Raw genomic sequence first — 13250 nt, 5'->3', positions numbered from 1 at the left:
CTTACGGATAGAGGATTACGCCATGTCACTGGTCAGTCATTGGGAACACGAGTACGACAAGGTCAAACTGCGCATTCACGGCTTGTTCACGCGCATGGAAATGGCCTGGATGAAGCTCATCAGCGAGCTGGAACCGCAGGAGTTTCAGGCGATCATCAAGCTGCTGCAGCGCGGTCACGATCAGGCGCAGTACGTGCTGAAAAACGGTGAGTTGCCGGGCGATGAACCGGCGGTGCCATGGGAGTTGTCCCACGGGTTGTCGATCCTGCGTATCGGCAATGCCACGCCGCTGCCGCAATCGCCGGATCAACTTGCGACCCGGGTGTTGCAGGACGGCAGCCTGCTCGGCTGTCGCAAGTGGGAATTGCTCGACCTGCTGTGGAGCGAAGCGCTGCTCAAGTGGATTGAAAACCTGCGCCATCACGCGACCTTCGGCACTGACCCGGCGGTGGTGCAGATGGAGCGCGACGTGACTTTGGCGATTGCCGGCGACTGGGGCACCGGCCCCTTCGACAGCCATGCGCCGGCGGTTTCAGTCGCCAACCAGATGCAACTGGCGCAGGCCGATTTCACCATCCATCTGGGCGACGTCTACTACGCGGGCAGCCATTCGCAGGAAGACGTCGACATGGCCGGTTGGCCGATGGGCAGCCACGGCTCGTTCACCCTCAACTCCAACCACGAGATGTACAGCGGCGCCCACGGCTATTTCAAGGAACTGGCCAAGCGCTTTCCGGGGCAGCAGGGCACCAGTTATTTCGCCTTGATCAACGACGACTGGCTAGTGGTCGGGCTGGATTCGGCGTATGCCTCGGACGCGATGAACCTGTACATGGACGGCACACTCAACGAGCCGCAGATCACTTGGATGAAAGCCCTGCCGAAACGCAAAAAGATCATGGTGCTCAGTCATCACCAGGGCTTCGATATTTCCGGACACCACCAGACCGCGCTGTATCAACCGGTGTGCGATGCTTTGGGGCGCGAGCCGGATTATTGGTACTGGGGGCATCTGCACAACGGCATCGTTTACGCACAGCAGGGCGGTTTGCACGCGCGCTGCGCCGGGCATGGGGCGATTCCCTATGGCAATGCCAGCGAGCTGAACGGGCATTCGCGGGTGTTGTGGTCGGAGACGCAGGATGCCAAGGATCCGGCGTATCCGCTGCGGGTGTTGAACGGGTATGCGAAGGTGCGGTTGGTGGGGGAGGATATTTTTGAGGAGTTTATTGGGGAGGATGGATCGGTGAGGTGGTCATCCAAGTAATGAGGTGGCTGTTCTGACGCCATCGCGAGCAGGCTCACTCCTACAGTTGGAATGCGTTCCCCTGTAGGAGTGAGCCTGCTCGCGAAGCTTTTGCCTTTGATTTTAGCCCTGGACCGGGACGCCTTTGAGGTACGGCGCAGGCTCGGCCCCAAGGTTGTTCAGCATCCGCTCGCTGTACCAATCCACGAAGTTGACCACGCCAAACTCATAGGTCTTGGAGTACGGCCCCGGCTGATAAGCGGTGGAGTTGATCCCGCGCTGGTTCTCTTCGGCCAGACGCCGGTCTTGATCGTTGGTCGCGTCCCACACCTGGCGCATGCGGTCGACGTCGTAATCCACGCCTTCGACCGCGTCCTTGTGCACCAGCCATTTGGTGGTGACCATGGTTTCCTGGGCGCTGATCGGCCACACGGTGAAGACGATGATGTGGTCGCCCATGCAGTGGTTCCACGAGTGCGGCAGGTGCAGGATGCGCATCGAACCGAGATCCGGGTTCTTGATCCGGCCCATCAGTTTGGCGCAGCCCTGTTTGCCGTCCATTGTCATCGACACAGTGCCCTTGAGCAGCGGCATGCGCACGATGCGGTTGCGCAGGCCGAAACTGGCGTGGGCGTAAGGGATCTTCTCGGCTTCCCAGGCAGCGGCGGAGGCGGCGACGTGATCCTTGAACGCCTGATCGGCGCGCGGGTCGGTGACGTCGTCCCATTCCAGCAGGGTTTTCAGCAGTTCCGGGTGCGACGCGTTGCAGTGGTAGCACTCGCGGTTGTTTTCCAGCACCAGTTTCCAGTTGGCCTTTTCCATCAAGGTGGTGGTGATCGCCACCTTGGTGTTCTCCATGTCGTACGGTTCCATGTAGTGGTTCAGCGTCGACAGGAAGTCATCGATGGCCGGCGGATTCTCCGCCAGGCTGATGAAAATGTAGCCGCCGGCAGTCTTCACGTTCACCGGTTTGAGGCCGTACTGCTTCATGTCGAAGTCGGCGCCCATCTCGGTGCCGGCGAACAGCAGGCGCCCGTCCAGTTCGTAGGTCCACTGGTGGTAGTGGCAGACCAGCTTGGCAACCTTGCCCTTTTCACTGGTGCACAGGCGCGAGCCACGGTGGCGGCAGACGTTGTGGAACGCATGCACCACGCCGTCGGCGCCACGAATGACGATGATCGGGTTCTTGCCGACCTGCAGGGTCAGGTAGTTGCCCTTGGCCGGGATCTCGCAGGTCATGCCGGCGATCAACCACTCTTTCTGGAAGATCTCCTGCATGTCGATATCGAACAGGCGTTCGTCGCTGTAGAACGGCTGCGGCAGCGAAAAGGTGCGCTCGCGTTCCTGCAGCATTTGTGCGGTGGCCTTGCGTGCGGGTTCCAGCGGATCGCCCAGGCTGATTTTTGCGGTGACGTCCATCGATGTATTCCTCAAGGCCATCTGCGTGGCCGCGAAAGTGGCTGATCAGGGTTGCTACGCAAGGTGTAAAAAATTCGTCTTGGTGTGGGGCGAGTGTGGGGCCGGCGCTGGCCGGAACCTTATCCATGGGCGACATGGTGCAATCTGTTCCCGACGCGCAACCCCCGGCGGTTGGGGGCTGGTCGCGATAAGTATGCCGATGTCGCGGATAGGTAAACGGACGGTTCACGCTATACGCAGAATCGCCACATGAAGGCCGACAGTCGGCCGTGGAGAACAGCATGTCCAATAGCTTCCTGAATCCGGTCACCACCCAGACCTGGGCCAATGGCCGACACATCGTCCGTTGCGTCAAAGTCATCCAGGAAACCTGGGACGTGCGCACCTTCTGTTTCATGGCCGACCAGCCGATCCTGTTCTTCTTCAAGCCCGGGCAGTTCGTGACCCTGGAGCTGGAAATCGACGGCCAGCCGATCATGCGTTCGTACACCATTTCCAGTTCGCCGTCGGTGCCGTACAGCTTCTCGGTGACGATCAAACGGGTGCCGGGCGGCAAGGTCTCCAACTGGCTGCACGACACCCTGCATGAAGGCCAGGAGCTGGCGGTGCACGGCCCGGTCGGGCTGTTCAATGCCATCGATTTCCCGAGCCCGAAAGTGCTGTATCTCAGCGGCGGCGTGGGGATCACCCCGTGCATGTCGATGGCGCGCTGGTTCTACGACACTAACGCCAATGTCGACATGACCTTTATTCACAGCGCCCGCTCACCGAAAGACATCATTTACCACCGCGAGCTGGAACACATGGCGTCGCGGATCGATAACTTCAGCCTGCACCTGATCTGCGAGAAACACGGGCTCGGCGAGCCGTGGGCCGGTTATCGCGGCTATCTGAATCACAAGATGCTCGAACTGATGGTGCCGGACTTCCTCGAGCGCGAAGTGTTCTGCTGCGGCCCGACGCCGTACATGAACGCGGTCAAGCGCCTGCTGGAAGTGGCCGGTTACGACATGTCGCGTTATCACGAGGAATCCTTCGGCGCCACGCCACCGGAAGCTCGTGCCGATGCGGTGGAGCAAGCCGAGCAGGCCGCCGATGCGCCGGAAATCGATGCGGCGGATCTGCATCAGGTCGAGTTCACCGCCTCCGGCAAGAGCATTCGCGTGGCCCCGGGCGAAACCGTGCACGCAGCAGCGGCCAAGCTTGGCCTGATGATCCCGAAAGCTTGTGGCATGGGGATCTGCGGCACGTGCAAGGTGCTCAAGCTCGGCGGTGAAGTGGAGATGGAGCACAACGGTGGGATTACCGAGGACGACGAGGCGGAAGGGTTTATCTTGTCGTGCTGCAGCGTGCCGAAGGGCGACGTGCGCATCGAATTCTAAGGATCGATGCAAATCCCCTGTGGGAGCGGGCTTGCTCGCGAAGGCGTCGGATCAGTCGGCATACGTGTTGAATGACACACCGCTTTCGCGAGCAAGCCCGCTCCCACAGGGGGAATGTATTTCAGTCGATAAACAGGTCGGGCATCAGTGCGGCGTCGCTGTCCGGCTCGAACCGGTAATGATCGAACTCAGTCACGCCGTGCTCTCGCAAAATTTCTTCGTCGATAAGCAGTCGTCCAGTGATCTGTCGTGCGCTGCTTCCCAGGATCACGTGCGCCGCATCCGCCATGATCGAAGGCAGGCGCGCATGCTTGAACGACTCACGGTTGCCCAACTGGAATTCGATGGCGGCGGTGGCAATCATCGTCTGCGGCCACAGTGAATTGACGCTGATGCCGTAACTGGCGAACTCCTCGCTCATCCCGATCGTCAGCATGCTCATGCCGTATTTGGTCACGGTGTAGGGGCTGAACTGGGCAAACCACTTGTTCGCCATGTTCAGCGGTGGCGACAAGTTGAGGATGTGTCCGGCGGATTTCTTCAGATAGGGCAGGGCGGCCTGGCTGCACAGCAGTACCGCGCGGGTGTTGATCTGGTGCATCAGGTCGAAACGCTTGAGTTCGATGTGCTGCACGCCAGTCAACTTGATCGCCCCGGCGTTATTGACCAGCGCATCGATGCCGCCGAAATGCTCGTTGGCCTGGGCCAGCGCATTGCGCACCGCGTCTTCATCACGCACATCGACTTGCAGGGCCAATGCCTTGCCGCCAGCGGCTTCGACTTCCTTGGCTACGCTGTGGATGGTGCCAGGCAGTTTGGGGTGGGCTTCGGCGCTTTTGGCCGCAATCACGATATTGGCCCCGTCTTTCGCGGCACGCAGCGCAATCTCACGCCCGATGCCACGGCTGGCGCCGGTGATGAACAGGGTTTTGCCTTGTAGCGACATGCCGATGCTCCTGCTTATTGTTATGTGAGCGGAGGGCTCGACAGACAATGTAGACCAAGAGTCATCGCCATCCCTGTAGGAGCTGCCGCAGGCTGCGATCTTTTGATTTTGTTTTTAAGATCAAAAGATCGCAGCCTGCGGCAGCTCCTACAGAGGGGGAATCAGGCGGACATGACTTCGCGGATGTCACGGGCCAATTCGCGTACGCGTTCTTCTTCGGTGTCCCACGAGCACATGAAACGTGCGCCGCCCTTGCCGATGAAGGTGTAGAAGCGCCAGTTTTTCGCGGTCAGCGCGGCGATGGCCGGTTCCGAGAGTTGCAGGAACACGCCGTTGGCCTGCACCGGGAACATCAGTTCCACGCCCGGAATGTCGCTGACCAGCTCGGCCAGCAGTTGCGCGCAGTGGTTGGCGTGGCGGGCGTATTTGAGCCAGGCGTCGTTTTCGAGGATGCCGACCCACGGTGCCGAGAGGAAGCGCATTTTCGACGCCAGTTGCCCGGCCTGCTTGCAGCGGTAATCGAAGTCTTCGGCCAGTTTGTGGTTGAAGAACAGGATCGCTTCACCCACCGCCATACCGTTCTTGGTGCCGCCGAAGCACAGCACATCGACGCCGGCCTTCCAGGTCAGGTCGGCCGGCGAGCAGCCGAGGAATGCGCAGGCGTTGGAGAAACGCGCGCCGTCCATGTGCAGGTGCAGGCCCAGCTCTTTGCAGGTGGCGCTGATGGCGCGGACTTCTTCCGGGGTGTAGACGCTGCCGACCTCAGTGGCCTGGGTCAGGGTCACCACGCGCGGTTTCGGGTAGTGGATGTCCTGGCGCTTGAGCGCGACCTCGCGGATCGACTGCGGGGTGATCTTGCCGTTTTCGGTGCCGGCGATCAGCAGTTTCGAGCCGTTGGAGAAGAATTCCGGGGCGCCGCATTCATCGGTTTCGACGTGGGCGGTTTCCGAGCAGATCACGCTGTGGTAACTCTGGCACAGCGACGACAGCGCCAGCGAGTTGGCGGCGGTGCCGTTGAAGGCGAAGAACACCTCGCAGTCGGTTTCGAACAGCTTGCGGAAATGGTCGGCCGCACGTGCGGTCCATTCATCGTCGCCATAAGCGCGCTGGTGGCCGTGGTTGGCCTGTTCCATGGCGGCCCAGGCTTCAGGGCAGATACCGGAGTAGTTGTCGCTGGCGAATTGTTGGCTCTTGTCGGTCATGGCCGGCTTCCGTGGTCGAGACTCTTGTGAAGGCTCGTGGTCAATGAGGGTGCGCACTTTACCGAAGATCTTCCGGGGAGCACACGGGATGTCGCTGTCAGAAAATTACCAGTTTGTTACCCGATTATGCACGTGACTAAACGCGACGGCGCGCTGGATCTGCTCAAGTGGCTGGCGCTGCTGAGCATGCTGCTCGATCACCTGCGATATGTCGGGATCAGCGCCGATTGGCTGTATGTGCCGGGGCGTCTGGCGTTCCCGTGGTTCTGTCTGGCGATGGCGGCGAATCTTTCCCGCGCCGGCGCGCAGAAGACCGAGTGGCGCTATCTGGGCTGGCTGCTGCTGTTCAGTGCGGTCAGTGAGATTCCGTACCGTTTGTACATCCCTGATCCCGACACCTTGAACGTGATGCCTACGCTGGCGCTGGGGTTGCTGGTGGCGCGGGGCTGGCAGGTTCGCACGTTGTTGTCGCGGCTTTTGGGCGTGGGCGCCTTGCTGCTGGCGGCGTTGTTTTCGCAGTGGCTGATGTTCGGCATATTTGGCGTGCTGTTGCCGCTGGCGCTGCTGTGGGTGATCCGTCGTCCCTGGTATTTCGGCCTCCTGCCGGGGCTGGTGTGTCTGGCGGGCAATCAGTGGCAGGTGTTGTATGAGGCGGCAGAGTTCGGCAATTACGTGGCGGTGTTCGGCATCGCGGCATGCCTGATTGCGCCAATACTGGGGATGTTCCTGTTGCGACATGCGCGACATCTCCAGCCACCGCCGATGCGGCGCTGGGCTTACGCCCTCTATCCCACACATTTCCTCCTGCTGCTCGCCATCCGCGCGGCATACACCTGACCCCTGTGGGAGCGGGCTTGCTCGCGAAAGCGGTGTGTCAGGCGGTATTGATGTCGACTGACACGGCCTCTTCGCGAGCAAGCCCGCTCCCACAGGGGATCTCCGCAGTTTTGGATGATGTGTCCGACCAGCCTTTTCCGGCCATGTCGTAAACGCACCTTTGCGTGGCGTCCGTAGGCATTTGAGCTGTCTGCGCCGGTCATACCATCGCATCAAAGGGCACTGCCTTGATTGCCAGTGCCTTACCGAGACGAATGGCGCACAGATGCCGCTGGGAGAGACGCGATGTTCAGCAAGCAAGACCAGATCCAGGGTTACGACGATGCACTGCTGGCGGCAATGAATGCCGAGGAGCAACGTCAGGAAGATCACATCGAGCTGATCGCGTCGGAGAACTACACCAGCAAACGCGTGATGCAAGCGCAGGGCAGCGGCCTGACCAACAAATACGCCGAAGGTTATCCGGGCAAGCGCTACTACGGTGGCTGCGAGCATGTGGATAAAGTCGAAGCACTGGCCATCGAACGCGCCAAGCAATTGTTCGGCGCCGATTACGCCAACGTCCAGCCGCACTCCGGTTCCTCGGCCAACAGCGCGGTGTACCTGGCGCTGATCCAGCCGGGCGACACCATTCTCGGCATGAGCCTGGCCCACGGCGGTCACCTGACCCACGGTGCGAAAGTGTCGTCCTCGGGCAAGCTGTACAACGCGGTGCAGTACGGGATCAACACCGACACCGGGCTGATCGATTACGACGAAGTCGAGCGTCTGGCCGTCGAGTGCAAGCCGAAGATGATCGTTGCCGGGTTCTCCGCCTACTCCAAGACCCTGGACTTCCCGCGCTTCCGCCAGATCGCCGACAAGGTTGGCGCGTTGCTGTTCGTCGACATGGCCCACGTCGCCGGTCTGGTCGCTGCTGGCCTGTACCCGAACCCGCTGCCGTACGCCGACGTGGTCACCACCACCACCCACAAGACCCTGCGCGGTCCGCGTGGTGGGCTGATCCTCGCCAAGTCCAACGAAGAGATCGAGAAGAAGCTCAACGCCGCGGTATTCCCCGGTGCCCAGGGCGGCCCGTTGATGCACGTCATCGCCGGTAAAGCGGTGTGCTTCAAGGAAGCGCTGGAGCCAGGCTTCAAGGCCTATCAGCAGCAAGTGATCGACAACGCCAAGGCGATGGCCAGCGTGTTTATCAAACGTGGCTACGATGTAGTGTCCGGCGGCACCGACAACCACCTGTTCCTGGTCAGCCTGATCCGTCAGGGCCTGACCGGCAAAGATGCTGACGCTGCCCTTGGCCGTGCGCACATCACCGTCAACAAGAACGCCGTGCCGAACGACCCGCAGTCGCCGTTCGTGACCTCGGGCCTGCGCATTGGCACCCCGGCCGTCACCACGCGTGGCTTCAAGGTCGCCCAGTGCGAAGTGCTGGCCGGCTGGATCTGCGACATCCTCGACAACCTCGGTGACGCCGACGTTGAAGCGAATGTGGCCAAGAACGTCGCGGCACTGTGCGCCGACTACCCGGTTTATCGCTGAGCGGTTTGGAGTAAATGACTATGCAACGCTATTCGGGCTTCGGCCTCTTCAAACACTCCCTCAGCCACCACGAGAACTGGCAGCGCATGTGGCGCACGCCGACGCCGAAGAAGGTCTACGACGTGGTCATCGTCGGCGGCGGCGGGCACGGTCTGGCGACCGCCTACTACCTGGCGAAAGAGCACGGCATCACCAACGTCGCCGTGGTCGAGAAGGGCTGGCTGGGCGGCGGTAACACCGCGCGCAACACCACCATCGTGCGCTCCAACTACCTGTGGGACGAGTCGGCGCACCTGTACGAACACGCGATGAAACTGTGGGAAGGCCTGTCGCAGGATCTGAACTACAACGTGATGTTCTCCCAGCGCGGTGTCTACAACCTGTGCCACACCCTGCAGGACATCCGAGATTCCGAGCGTCGGGTCAGTGCCAACCGCCTCAACGGCGTTGATGGCGAACTGCTCAACGCCAAGCAAGTGGCCGACGAGATTCCGTACCTCGACTGCTCGAAAAACACCCGCTACCCGGTGATGGGCGCGACCGTTCAGCGTCGTGGTGGCGTCGCCCGTCACGACGCCGTGGCCTGGGGCTTTGCCCGTGCCGCCGACGCCTTGGGCGTGGATCTGATCCAGCAGACCGAAGTGATCGGTTTCCGCAAGGAAAACGGCGTGTGCATCGGCGTTGAAACCAACAAGGGTTTCATCGGCGCCAAGCGTGTCGGTGTGGTCACCGCCGGTAACTCCGGGCACATGGCCAAGCTCGCCGGTTTCCGTCTGCCGATCGAATCTCACCCGCTGCAAGCGCTGGTGTCCGAGCCGATCAAACCGATTATCGACAGCGTGATCATGTCCAACGCCGTGCACGGTTACATCAGCCAGTCCGACAAGGGCGACCTGGTGATCGGCGCCGGTATCGACGGCTACAACGGTTACGGCCAGCGTGGTTCGTACCCGGTGATCGAGCACACCATCCAGGCCATCGTCGAGATGTTCCCGGTGCTGTCGCGCGTACGCATGAACCGCCAGTGGGGCGGCATCGTCGACACCACCCCGGACGCCTGCCCGATCATTTCGAAAACCCCGGTACCGAACATGTTCTTCAACTGCGGTTGGGGCACTGGTGGCTTCAAGGCGACTCCTGGCTCGGGCAACGTGTTTGCCGCGAGTCTGGCCAAGGGTGAAATGCACCCATTGGCTGCACCTTTCTCCATCGACCGTTTCCACAACGGTGCGTTGATCGATGAACACGGCGCTGCTGCGGTTGCCCACTAACAGGAGAAATCCCCATGTTGCATATCTTCTGTCCTCACTGCGGCGAACTGCGCTCCGAAGAGGAATTCCATGCATCCGGTCAGGCGCACATCCCGCGTCCGCTGGATCCGAACGCCTGCACCGATGAAGAGTGGGGCGACTACATGTTCTTCCGCGACAACCCGCGTGGTCTGCACCACGAGCTGTGGGATCACGTCGCCGGTTGCCGCCAGTACTTCAACGTCACCCGCGACACCGTGACCTACGAGATTCTCGAAACCTACAAGATCGGCACCAAGCCGCAATTCACCGACAAGGCTGATACGGCGAAAACAGCCACGACGGCGCTGGGAGAGAAGGTATGAGCCAGACCAATCGCCTGTCCAACGGTGGACGGATCGACCGCAACAAAGTGCTGAGCTTTACCTTCAACGGTCAGAGCTACAAAGGCTTCGAGGGCGACTCGCTGGCCTCGGCACTGATCGCCAACGGCGTCGACATCATCGGTCGCAGCTTCAAGTATTCGCGTCCACGCGGGATCTTCGCCGCCGGTGCCGAAGAGCCGAACGCCGTGCTGCAGATCGGTGCTACCGAAGCCACGCAGATTCCCAACGTGCGCGCCACGCAACAGGCGCTGTACCAAGGCCTGGTCGCCACCAGCACCAACGGCTGGCCGAGCGTCAACAACGACATGATGGGGATTCTCGGCAAGGTCGGCGGCAAGCTGATGCCGCCGGGTTTCTACTACAAAACCTTCATGTACCCGCAATCGTTCTGGATGACCTACGAGAAGTACATTCGCAAGGCTGCAGGGCTTGGCCGTTCGCCGACCGAAGTCGATCCGGACACCTACGACTACATGAACCAGCACTGCGACGTGCTGATCGTCGGCGCCGGCCCTGCCGGTCTTGCGGCGGCCCTGGCGGCTGCGCGCAGCGGTGCGCGGGTGATCCTCGCCGATGAGCAGGAAGAGTTCGGCGGCAGTCTGCTTGATTCGCGCGAAAGCCTCGATGGCAAACCGGCGATCGAGTGGGTGGCCAGCGTCATCGCTGAACTGAAGAACACTCCGGACGTGCTGCTGTTGCCGCGCGCCACGGTCAATGGCTACCACGACCACAACTTCCTGACCATTCACGAACGCCTCACCGATCACCTCGGTGACCGTGCGCCAATTGGTCAGGTGCGTCAGCGCATCCACCGTGTCCGCGCCAAGCGTGTCGTGCTGGCGACCGGCGCCCACGAGCGTCCGCTGGTCTACGGCAACAACGACGTGCCGGGCAACATGCTCGCCGGTGCGGTCTCGACTTACGTGCGCCGTTACGGTGTGGCACCGGGCAAGAAGCTGGTGCTGACCACCAACAACGATCACGCCTATCGCGTGGCGCTGGATTGGCTCGACGCCAGCCTGCAAGTGGTGGCCATCGCCGATGCACGGAGCAATCCGCGTGGTGCGCTGGTGGAAGAAGCCCGCGCCAAAGGCATTCGCATCCTCACCGGCAGCGCCGTGATCGAGGCCCGTGGCAGCAAGCGCGTCACCGCTGCCCGCATTGCCGCGATTGACGTCAAAGCGCACACCGTGACCAGCCCGGGCGAATGGCTCGACTGCGACGTGATCGCCAGTTCCGGCGGTTACAGCCCTGTCGTGCACCTGGCTTCGCACCTCGGTGGCAAGCCGATCTGGCGTGAAGACATCCTCGGTTTCGTACCGGGCGAAGCACCGCAGAAGCGTGTGTGCGTCGGCGGCATCAACGGCGTTTACGGCCTCGGAGATTCGCTGGCCGATGGTTTCGAAGGTGGCGCACGCGCTGCCAGTGAAGCCGGTTTTGCGGTGGTCGAAGGCACGCTGCCAAAAGCGCTGAGCCGTCTCGAAGAAGCGACCCTGGCGCTGTTCCAGGTGCCGCACGAGAAGGGCACCTCGCGTGCGCCGAAACAATTCGTCGACCTGCAGAACGATGTCACCGCCGCCGCCATCGAACTGGCGACCCGCGAAGGTTTCGAGTCGGTCGAACACGTCAAACGCTATACCGCGCTGGGCTTCGGCACCGATCAGGGCAAGCTCGGCAACGTCAACGGCCTGGCCATCGCCGCGCGTTCGCTGAACGTGACCATCCCGCAGATGGGCACCACGATGTTCCGCCCCAACTACACGCCGGTAACGTTCGGCGCCGTGGCCGGCCGTCACTGTGGGCACATCTTCGAACCGGTACGCTACACCGCGTTGCATCAATGGCACCTGAAAAACGGCGCCGAGTTTGAAGACGTCGGCCAGTGGAAACGTCCATGGTACTTCCCGAAAAACGGTGAAGACATGCATGCGGCGGTGAAGCGCGAATGCAAAGCCGTGCGCGACAGCGTCGGCCTGCTCGACGCCTCGACCCTGGGCAAGATCGACATTCAAGGCCCGGATGCCCGCGAGTTCCTCAACCGCGTGTACACCAACGCCTGGACCAAGCTCGATGTGGGCAAGGCGCGTTACGGCCTGATGTGCAAAGAAGACGGCATGGTTTTCGACGACGGGGTGACGGCGTGTCTGGCCGACAACCATTTCGTCATGACCACCACCACGGGCGGCGCGGCTCGCGTGCTGCAATGGCTGGAGCTGTACCACCAGACCGAATGGCCAGAGATGAAGGTCTACTTCACCTCGGTCACCGACCACTGGGCGACGATGACCCTGTCCGGGCCGAACAGCCGCAAGCTGCTCAGCGCCGTGACCGACATTGATCTGAGTAACGAAGCCTTCCCGTTCATGACCTGGAAAGAAGGTCTGGTCGGCGGTGTGCCGGCGCGGGTGTTCCGTATCTCGTTCACCGGTGAGCTGTCGTACGAAGTCAACGTGCAGGCCGACTACGCGATGGGCGTGCTGGAGAAAATCGTCGAGGCTGGCAAGCAGTACAACCTGACGCCGTACGGCACTGAAACCATGCACGTCCTGCGGGCCGAGAAAGGTTTCATCATCGTCGGTCAGGACACTGACGGCTCGATGACCCCGGACGACCTGAACATGGGCTGGTGCGTCGGTCGCACCAAACCGTTCTCGTGGATCGGCCAGCGCGGCATGAACCGAGAAGACTGCGTGAAGGATCAGCGTAAACAACTGGTGGGCCTGAAGCCGATCGACCCGAACGTCTGGCTGCCGGAAGGTGCGCAACTGGTGTTCAACACCAAGCAGGCGATCCCGATGACCATGGTCGGCCACGTGACCTCCAGCTACGCGCACAACTCCCTCGGCTATTCGTTTGCCATGGGCGTGGTCAAGGGCGGTCTGAAGCGCATGGGCGAGCGGGTGTTCGCGCCGCTGGCCGATGGCAGCGTGATCGAGGCGGAGATTGTGTCTTCGGTGTTCTTCGATCCGAAGGGGGATCGGCAGAACATTTGATGGTTCGGCTCCTGTGGAGTGCAGTCGCACCGCGTTGACTTCATCGCGAG

The 13250-nt window shown here is 61.5% G+C and carries 10 protein-coding genes; 7 read left to right on the top strand and 3 right to left on the bottom strand.

Annotated features, from left to right (window positions below):
• The first annotated feature begins 22 nt into the window (after nucleotides 1-22).
• The gene (locus tag VLA07_RS25770) at nucleotides 23-1267 is read left to right on the top strand and encodes a metallophosphoesterase family protein (RefSeq protein WP_333992367.1); all 1245 of its coding nucleotides are present in this window, start codon (nucleotides 23-25) and stop codon (nucleotides 1265-1267) included.
• A gap of 102 nt (nucleotides 1268-1369) precedes the next feature.
• Here VLA07_RS25770 and gbcA read toward each other — a convergent pair whose 3' ends face one another.
• Nucleotides 1370-2665, bottom strand: coding sequence for a glycine-betaine demethylase subunit GbcA (gbcA, locus tag VLA07_RS25765; RefSeq protein ID WP_333992365.1), 1296 nt, complete (start codon nucleotides 2663-2665; stop codon nucleotides 1370-1372).
• Nucleotides 2666-2946: 281 nt separating this feature from the next.
• Here gbcA and gbcB point away from each other — a divergent pair, with 281 nt between their 5' ends.
• Entirely contained in the window at nucleotides 2947-4047 is a 1101-nt protein-coding gene (gbcB, locus tag VLA07_RS25760; RefSeq protein ID WP_123532446.1) for a glycine-betaine demethylase subunit GbcB, read from the top strand.
• Between the two features lie 121 nt (nucleotides 4048-4168).
• Here gbcB and VLA07_RS25750 read toward each other — a convergent pair whose 3' ends face one another.
• Together VLA07_RS25750 and VLA07_RS25745 are read right to left on the bottom strand one after the other, a co-directional pair.
• Complete coding sequence (locus tag VLA07_RS25750; RefSeq protein ID WP_333992363.1) at nucleotides 4169-4993, bottom strand: SDR family oxidoreductase; 825 nt, start codon at nucleotides 4991-4993, stop codon at nucleotides 4169-4171.
• 161 nt (nucleotides 4994-5154) lie between these two features.
• A complete protein-coding gene (locus tag VLA07_RS25745; RefSeq protein WP_016772826.1) occupies nucleotides 5155-6195 on the bottom strand; it encodes a threonine aldolase family protein in 1041 nt (346 codons plus the stop codon).
• A 126-nt stretch (nucleotides 6196-6321) separates the two neighbouring features.
• Here VLA07_RS25745 and VLA07_RS25740 point away from each other — a divergent pair, with 126 nt between their 5' ends.
• The 5 genes from VLA07_RS25740 to VLA07_RS25720 all read left to right on the top strand — a co-directional run bounded on the left by VLA07_RS25740 (nucleotide 6322) and on the right by VLA07_RS25720 (nucleotide 13200).
• A complete protein-coding gene (locus VLA07_RS25740) occupies nucleotides 6322-7032 on the top strand; it encodes a TraX family protein (protein WP_333992359.1) in 711 nt (236 codons plus the stop codon).
• A 285-nt stretch (nucleotides 7033-7317) separates the two neighbouring features.
• Nucleotides 7318-8571 carry a serine hydroxymethyltransferase gene (gene glyA, locus VLA07_RS25735; RefSeq protein WP_027610662.1) on the top strand — a complete coding sequence of 418 codons (1254 nt, stop codon included), beginning with the start codon at nucleotides 7318-7320 and terminating at the stop codon, nucleotides 8569-8571.
• A gap of 20 nt (nucleotides 8572-8591) precedes the next feature.
• Nucleotides 8592-9842, top strand: coding sequence for a sarcosine oxidase subunit beta (locus VLA07_RS25730; protein WP_003206307.1), 1251 nt, complete (start codon nucleotides 8592-8594; stop codon nucleotides 9840-9842).
• Between the two features lie 14 nt (nucleotides 9843-9856).
• Nucleotides 9857-10186 carry a sarcosine oxidase subunit delta gene (locus tag VLA07_RS25725; RefSeq protein ID WP_003228964.1) on the top strand — a complete coding sequence of 110 codons (330 nt, stop codon included), beginning with the start codon at nucleotides 9857-9859 and terminating at the stop codon, nucleotides 10184-10186.
• Nucleotides 10183-13200, top strand: a complete 3018-nt coding sequence (locus VLA07_RS25720) for a sarcosine oxidase subunit alpha (RefSeq protein ID WP_027610663.1) — start codon at nucleotides 10183-10185, stop codon at nucleotides 13198-13200. The genes VLA07_RS25725 and VLA07_RS25720 overlap by 4 nt, the downstream gene beginning before the upstream one ends.
• The last annotated feature ends 50 nt before the right edge of the window (nucleotides 13201-13250 follow it).

The organism is Pseudomonas sp. S3(2024), from assembly GCF_036861315.1.
Taxonomy (GTDB): Bacteria; Pseudomonadota; Gammaproteobacteria; order Pseudomonadales; family Pseudomonadaceae; genus Aquipseudomonas; species Aquipseudomonas putida_A.
The sequence above is the reverse complement of the archived record's forward strand: the minus strand, read 5'-3'. Positions and strand labels throughout refer to the sequence as shown.

What these genes read in the sequence shown, in the direction of transcription:
- VLA07_RS25770 (WP_333992367.1), top strand. Translation starts at nt 23, where the DNA reads ATGTCACTGGTCAGTCATTGGGAACACGAGTACGACAAGGTCAAACTG.
- gbcA (WP_333992365.1), bottom strand. Translation starts at nt 2,665, where the DNA reads ATGGACGTCACCGCAAAAATCAGCCTGGGCGATCCGCTGGAACCCGCA.
- gbcB (WP_123532446.1), top strand. Translation starts at nt 2,947, where the DNA reads ATGTCCAATAGCTTCCTGAATCCGGTCACCACCCAGACCTGGGCCAAT.
- VLA07_RS25750 (WP_333992363.1), bottom strand. Translation starts at nt 4,993, where the DNA reads ATGTCGCTACAAGGCAAAACCCTGTTCATCACCGGCGCCAGCCGTGGC.
- VLA07_RS25745 (WP_016772826.1), bottom strand. Translation starts at nt 6,195, where the DNA reads ATGACCGACAAGAGCCAACAATTCGCCAGCGACAACTACTCCGGTATC.
- VLA07_RS25740 (WP_333992359.1), top strand. Translation starts at nt 6,322, where the DNA reads ATGCACGTGACTAAACGCGACGGCGCGCTGGATCTGCTCAAGTGGCTG.
- glyA (WP_027610662.1), top strand. Translation starts at nt 7,318, where the DNA reads ATGTTCAGCAAGCAAGACCAGATCCAGGGTTACGACGATGCACTGCTG.
- VLA07_RS25730 (WP_003206307.1), top strand. Translation starts at nt 8,592, where the DNA reads ATGCAACGCTATTCGGGCTTCGGCCTCTTCAAACACTCCCTCAGCCAC.
- VLA07_RS25725 (WP_003228964.1), top strand. Translation starts at nt 9,857, where the DNA reads ATGTTGCATATCTTCTGTCCTCACTGCGGCGAACTGCGCTCCGAAGAG.
- VLA07_RS25720 (WP_027610663.1), top strand. Translation starts at nt 10,183, where the DNA reads ATGAGCCAGACCAATCGCCTGTCCAACGGTGGACGGATCGACCGCAAC.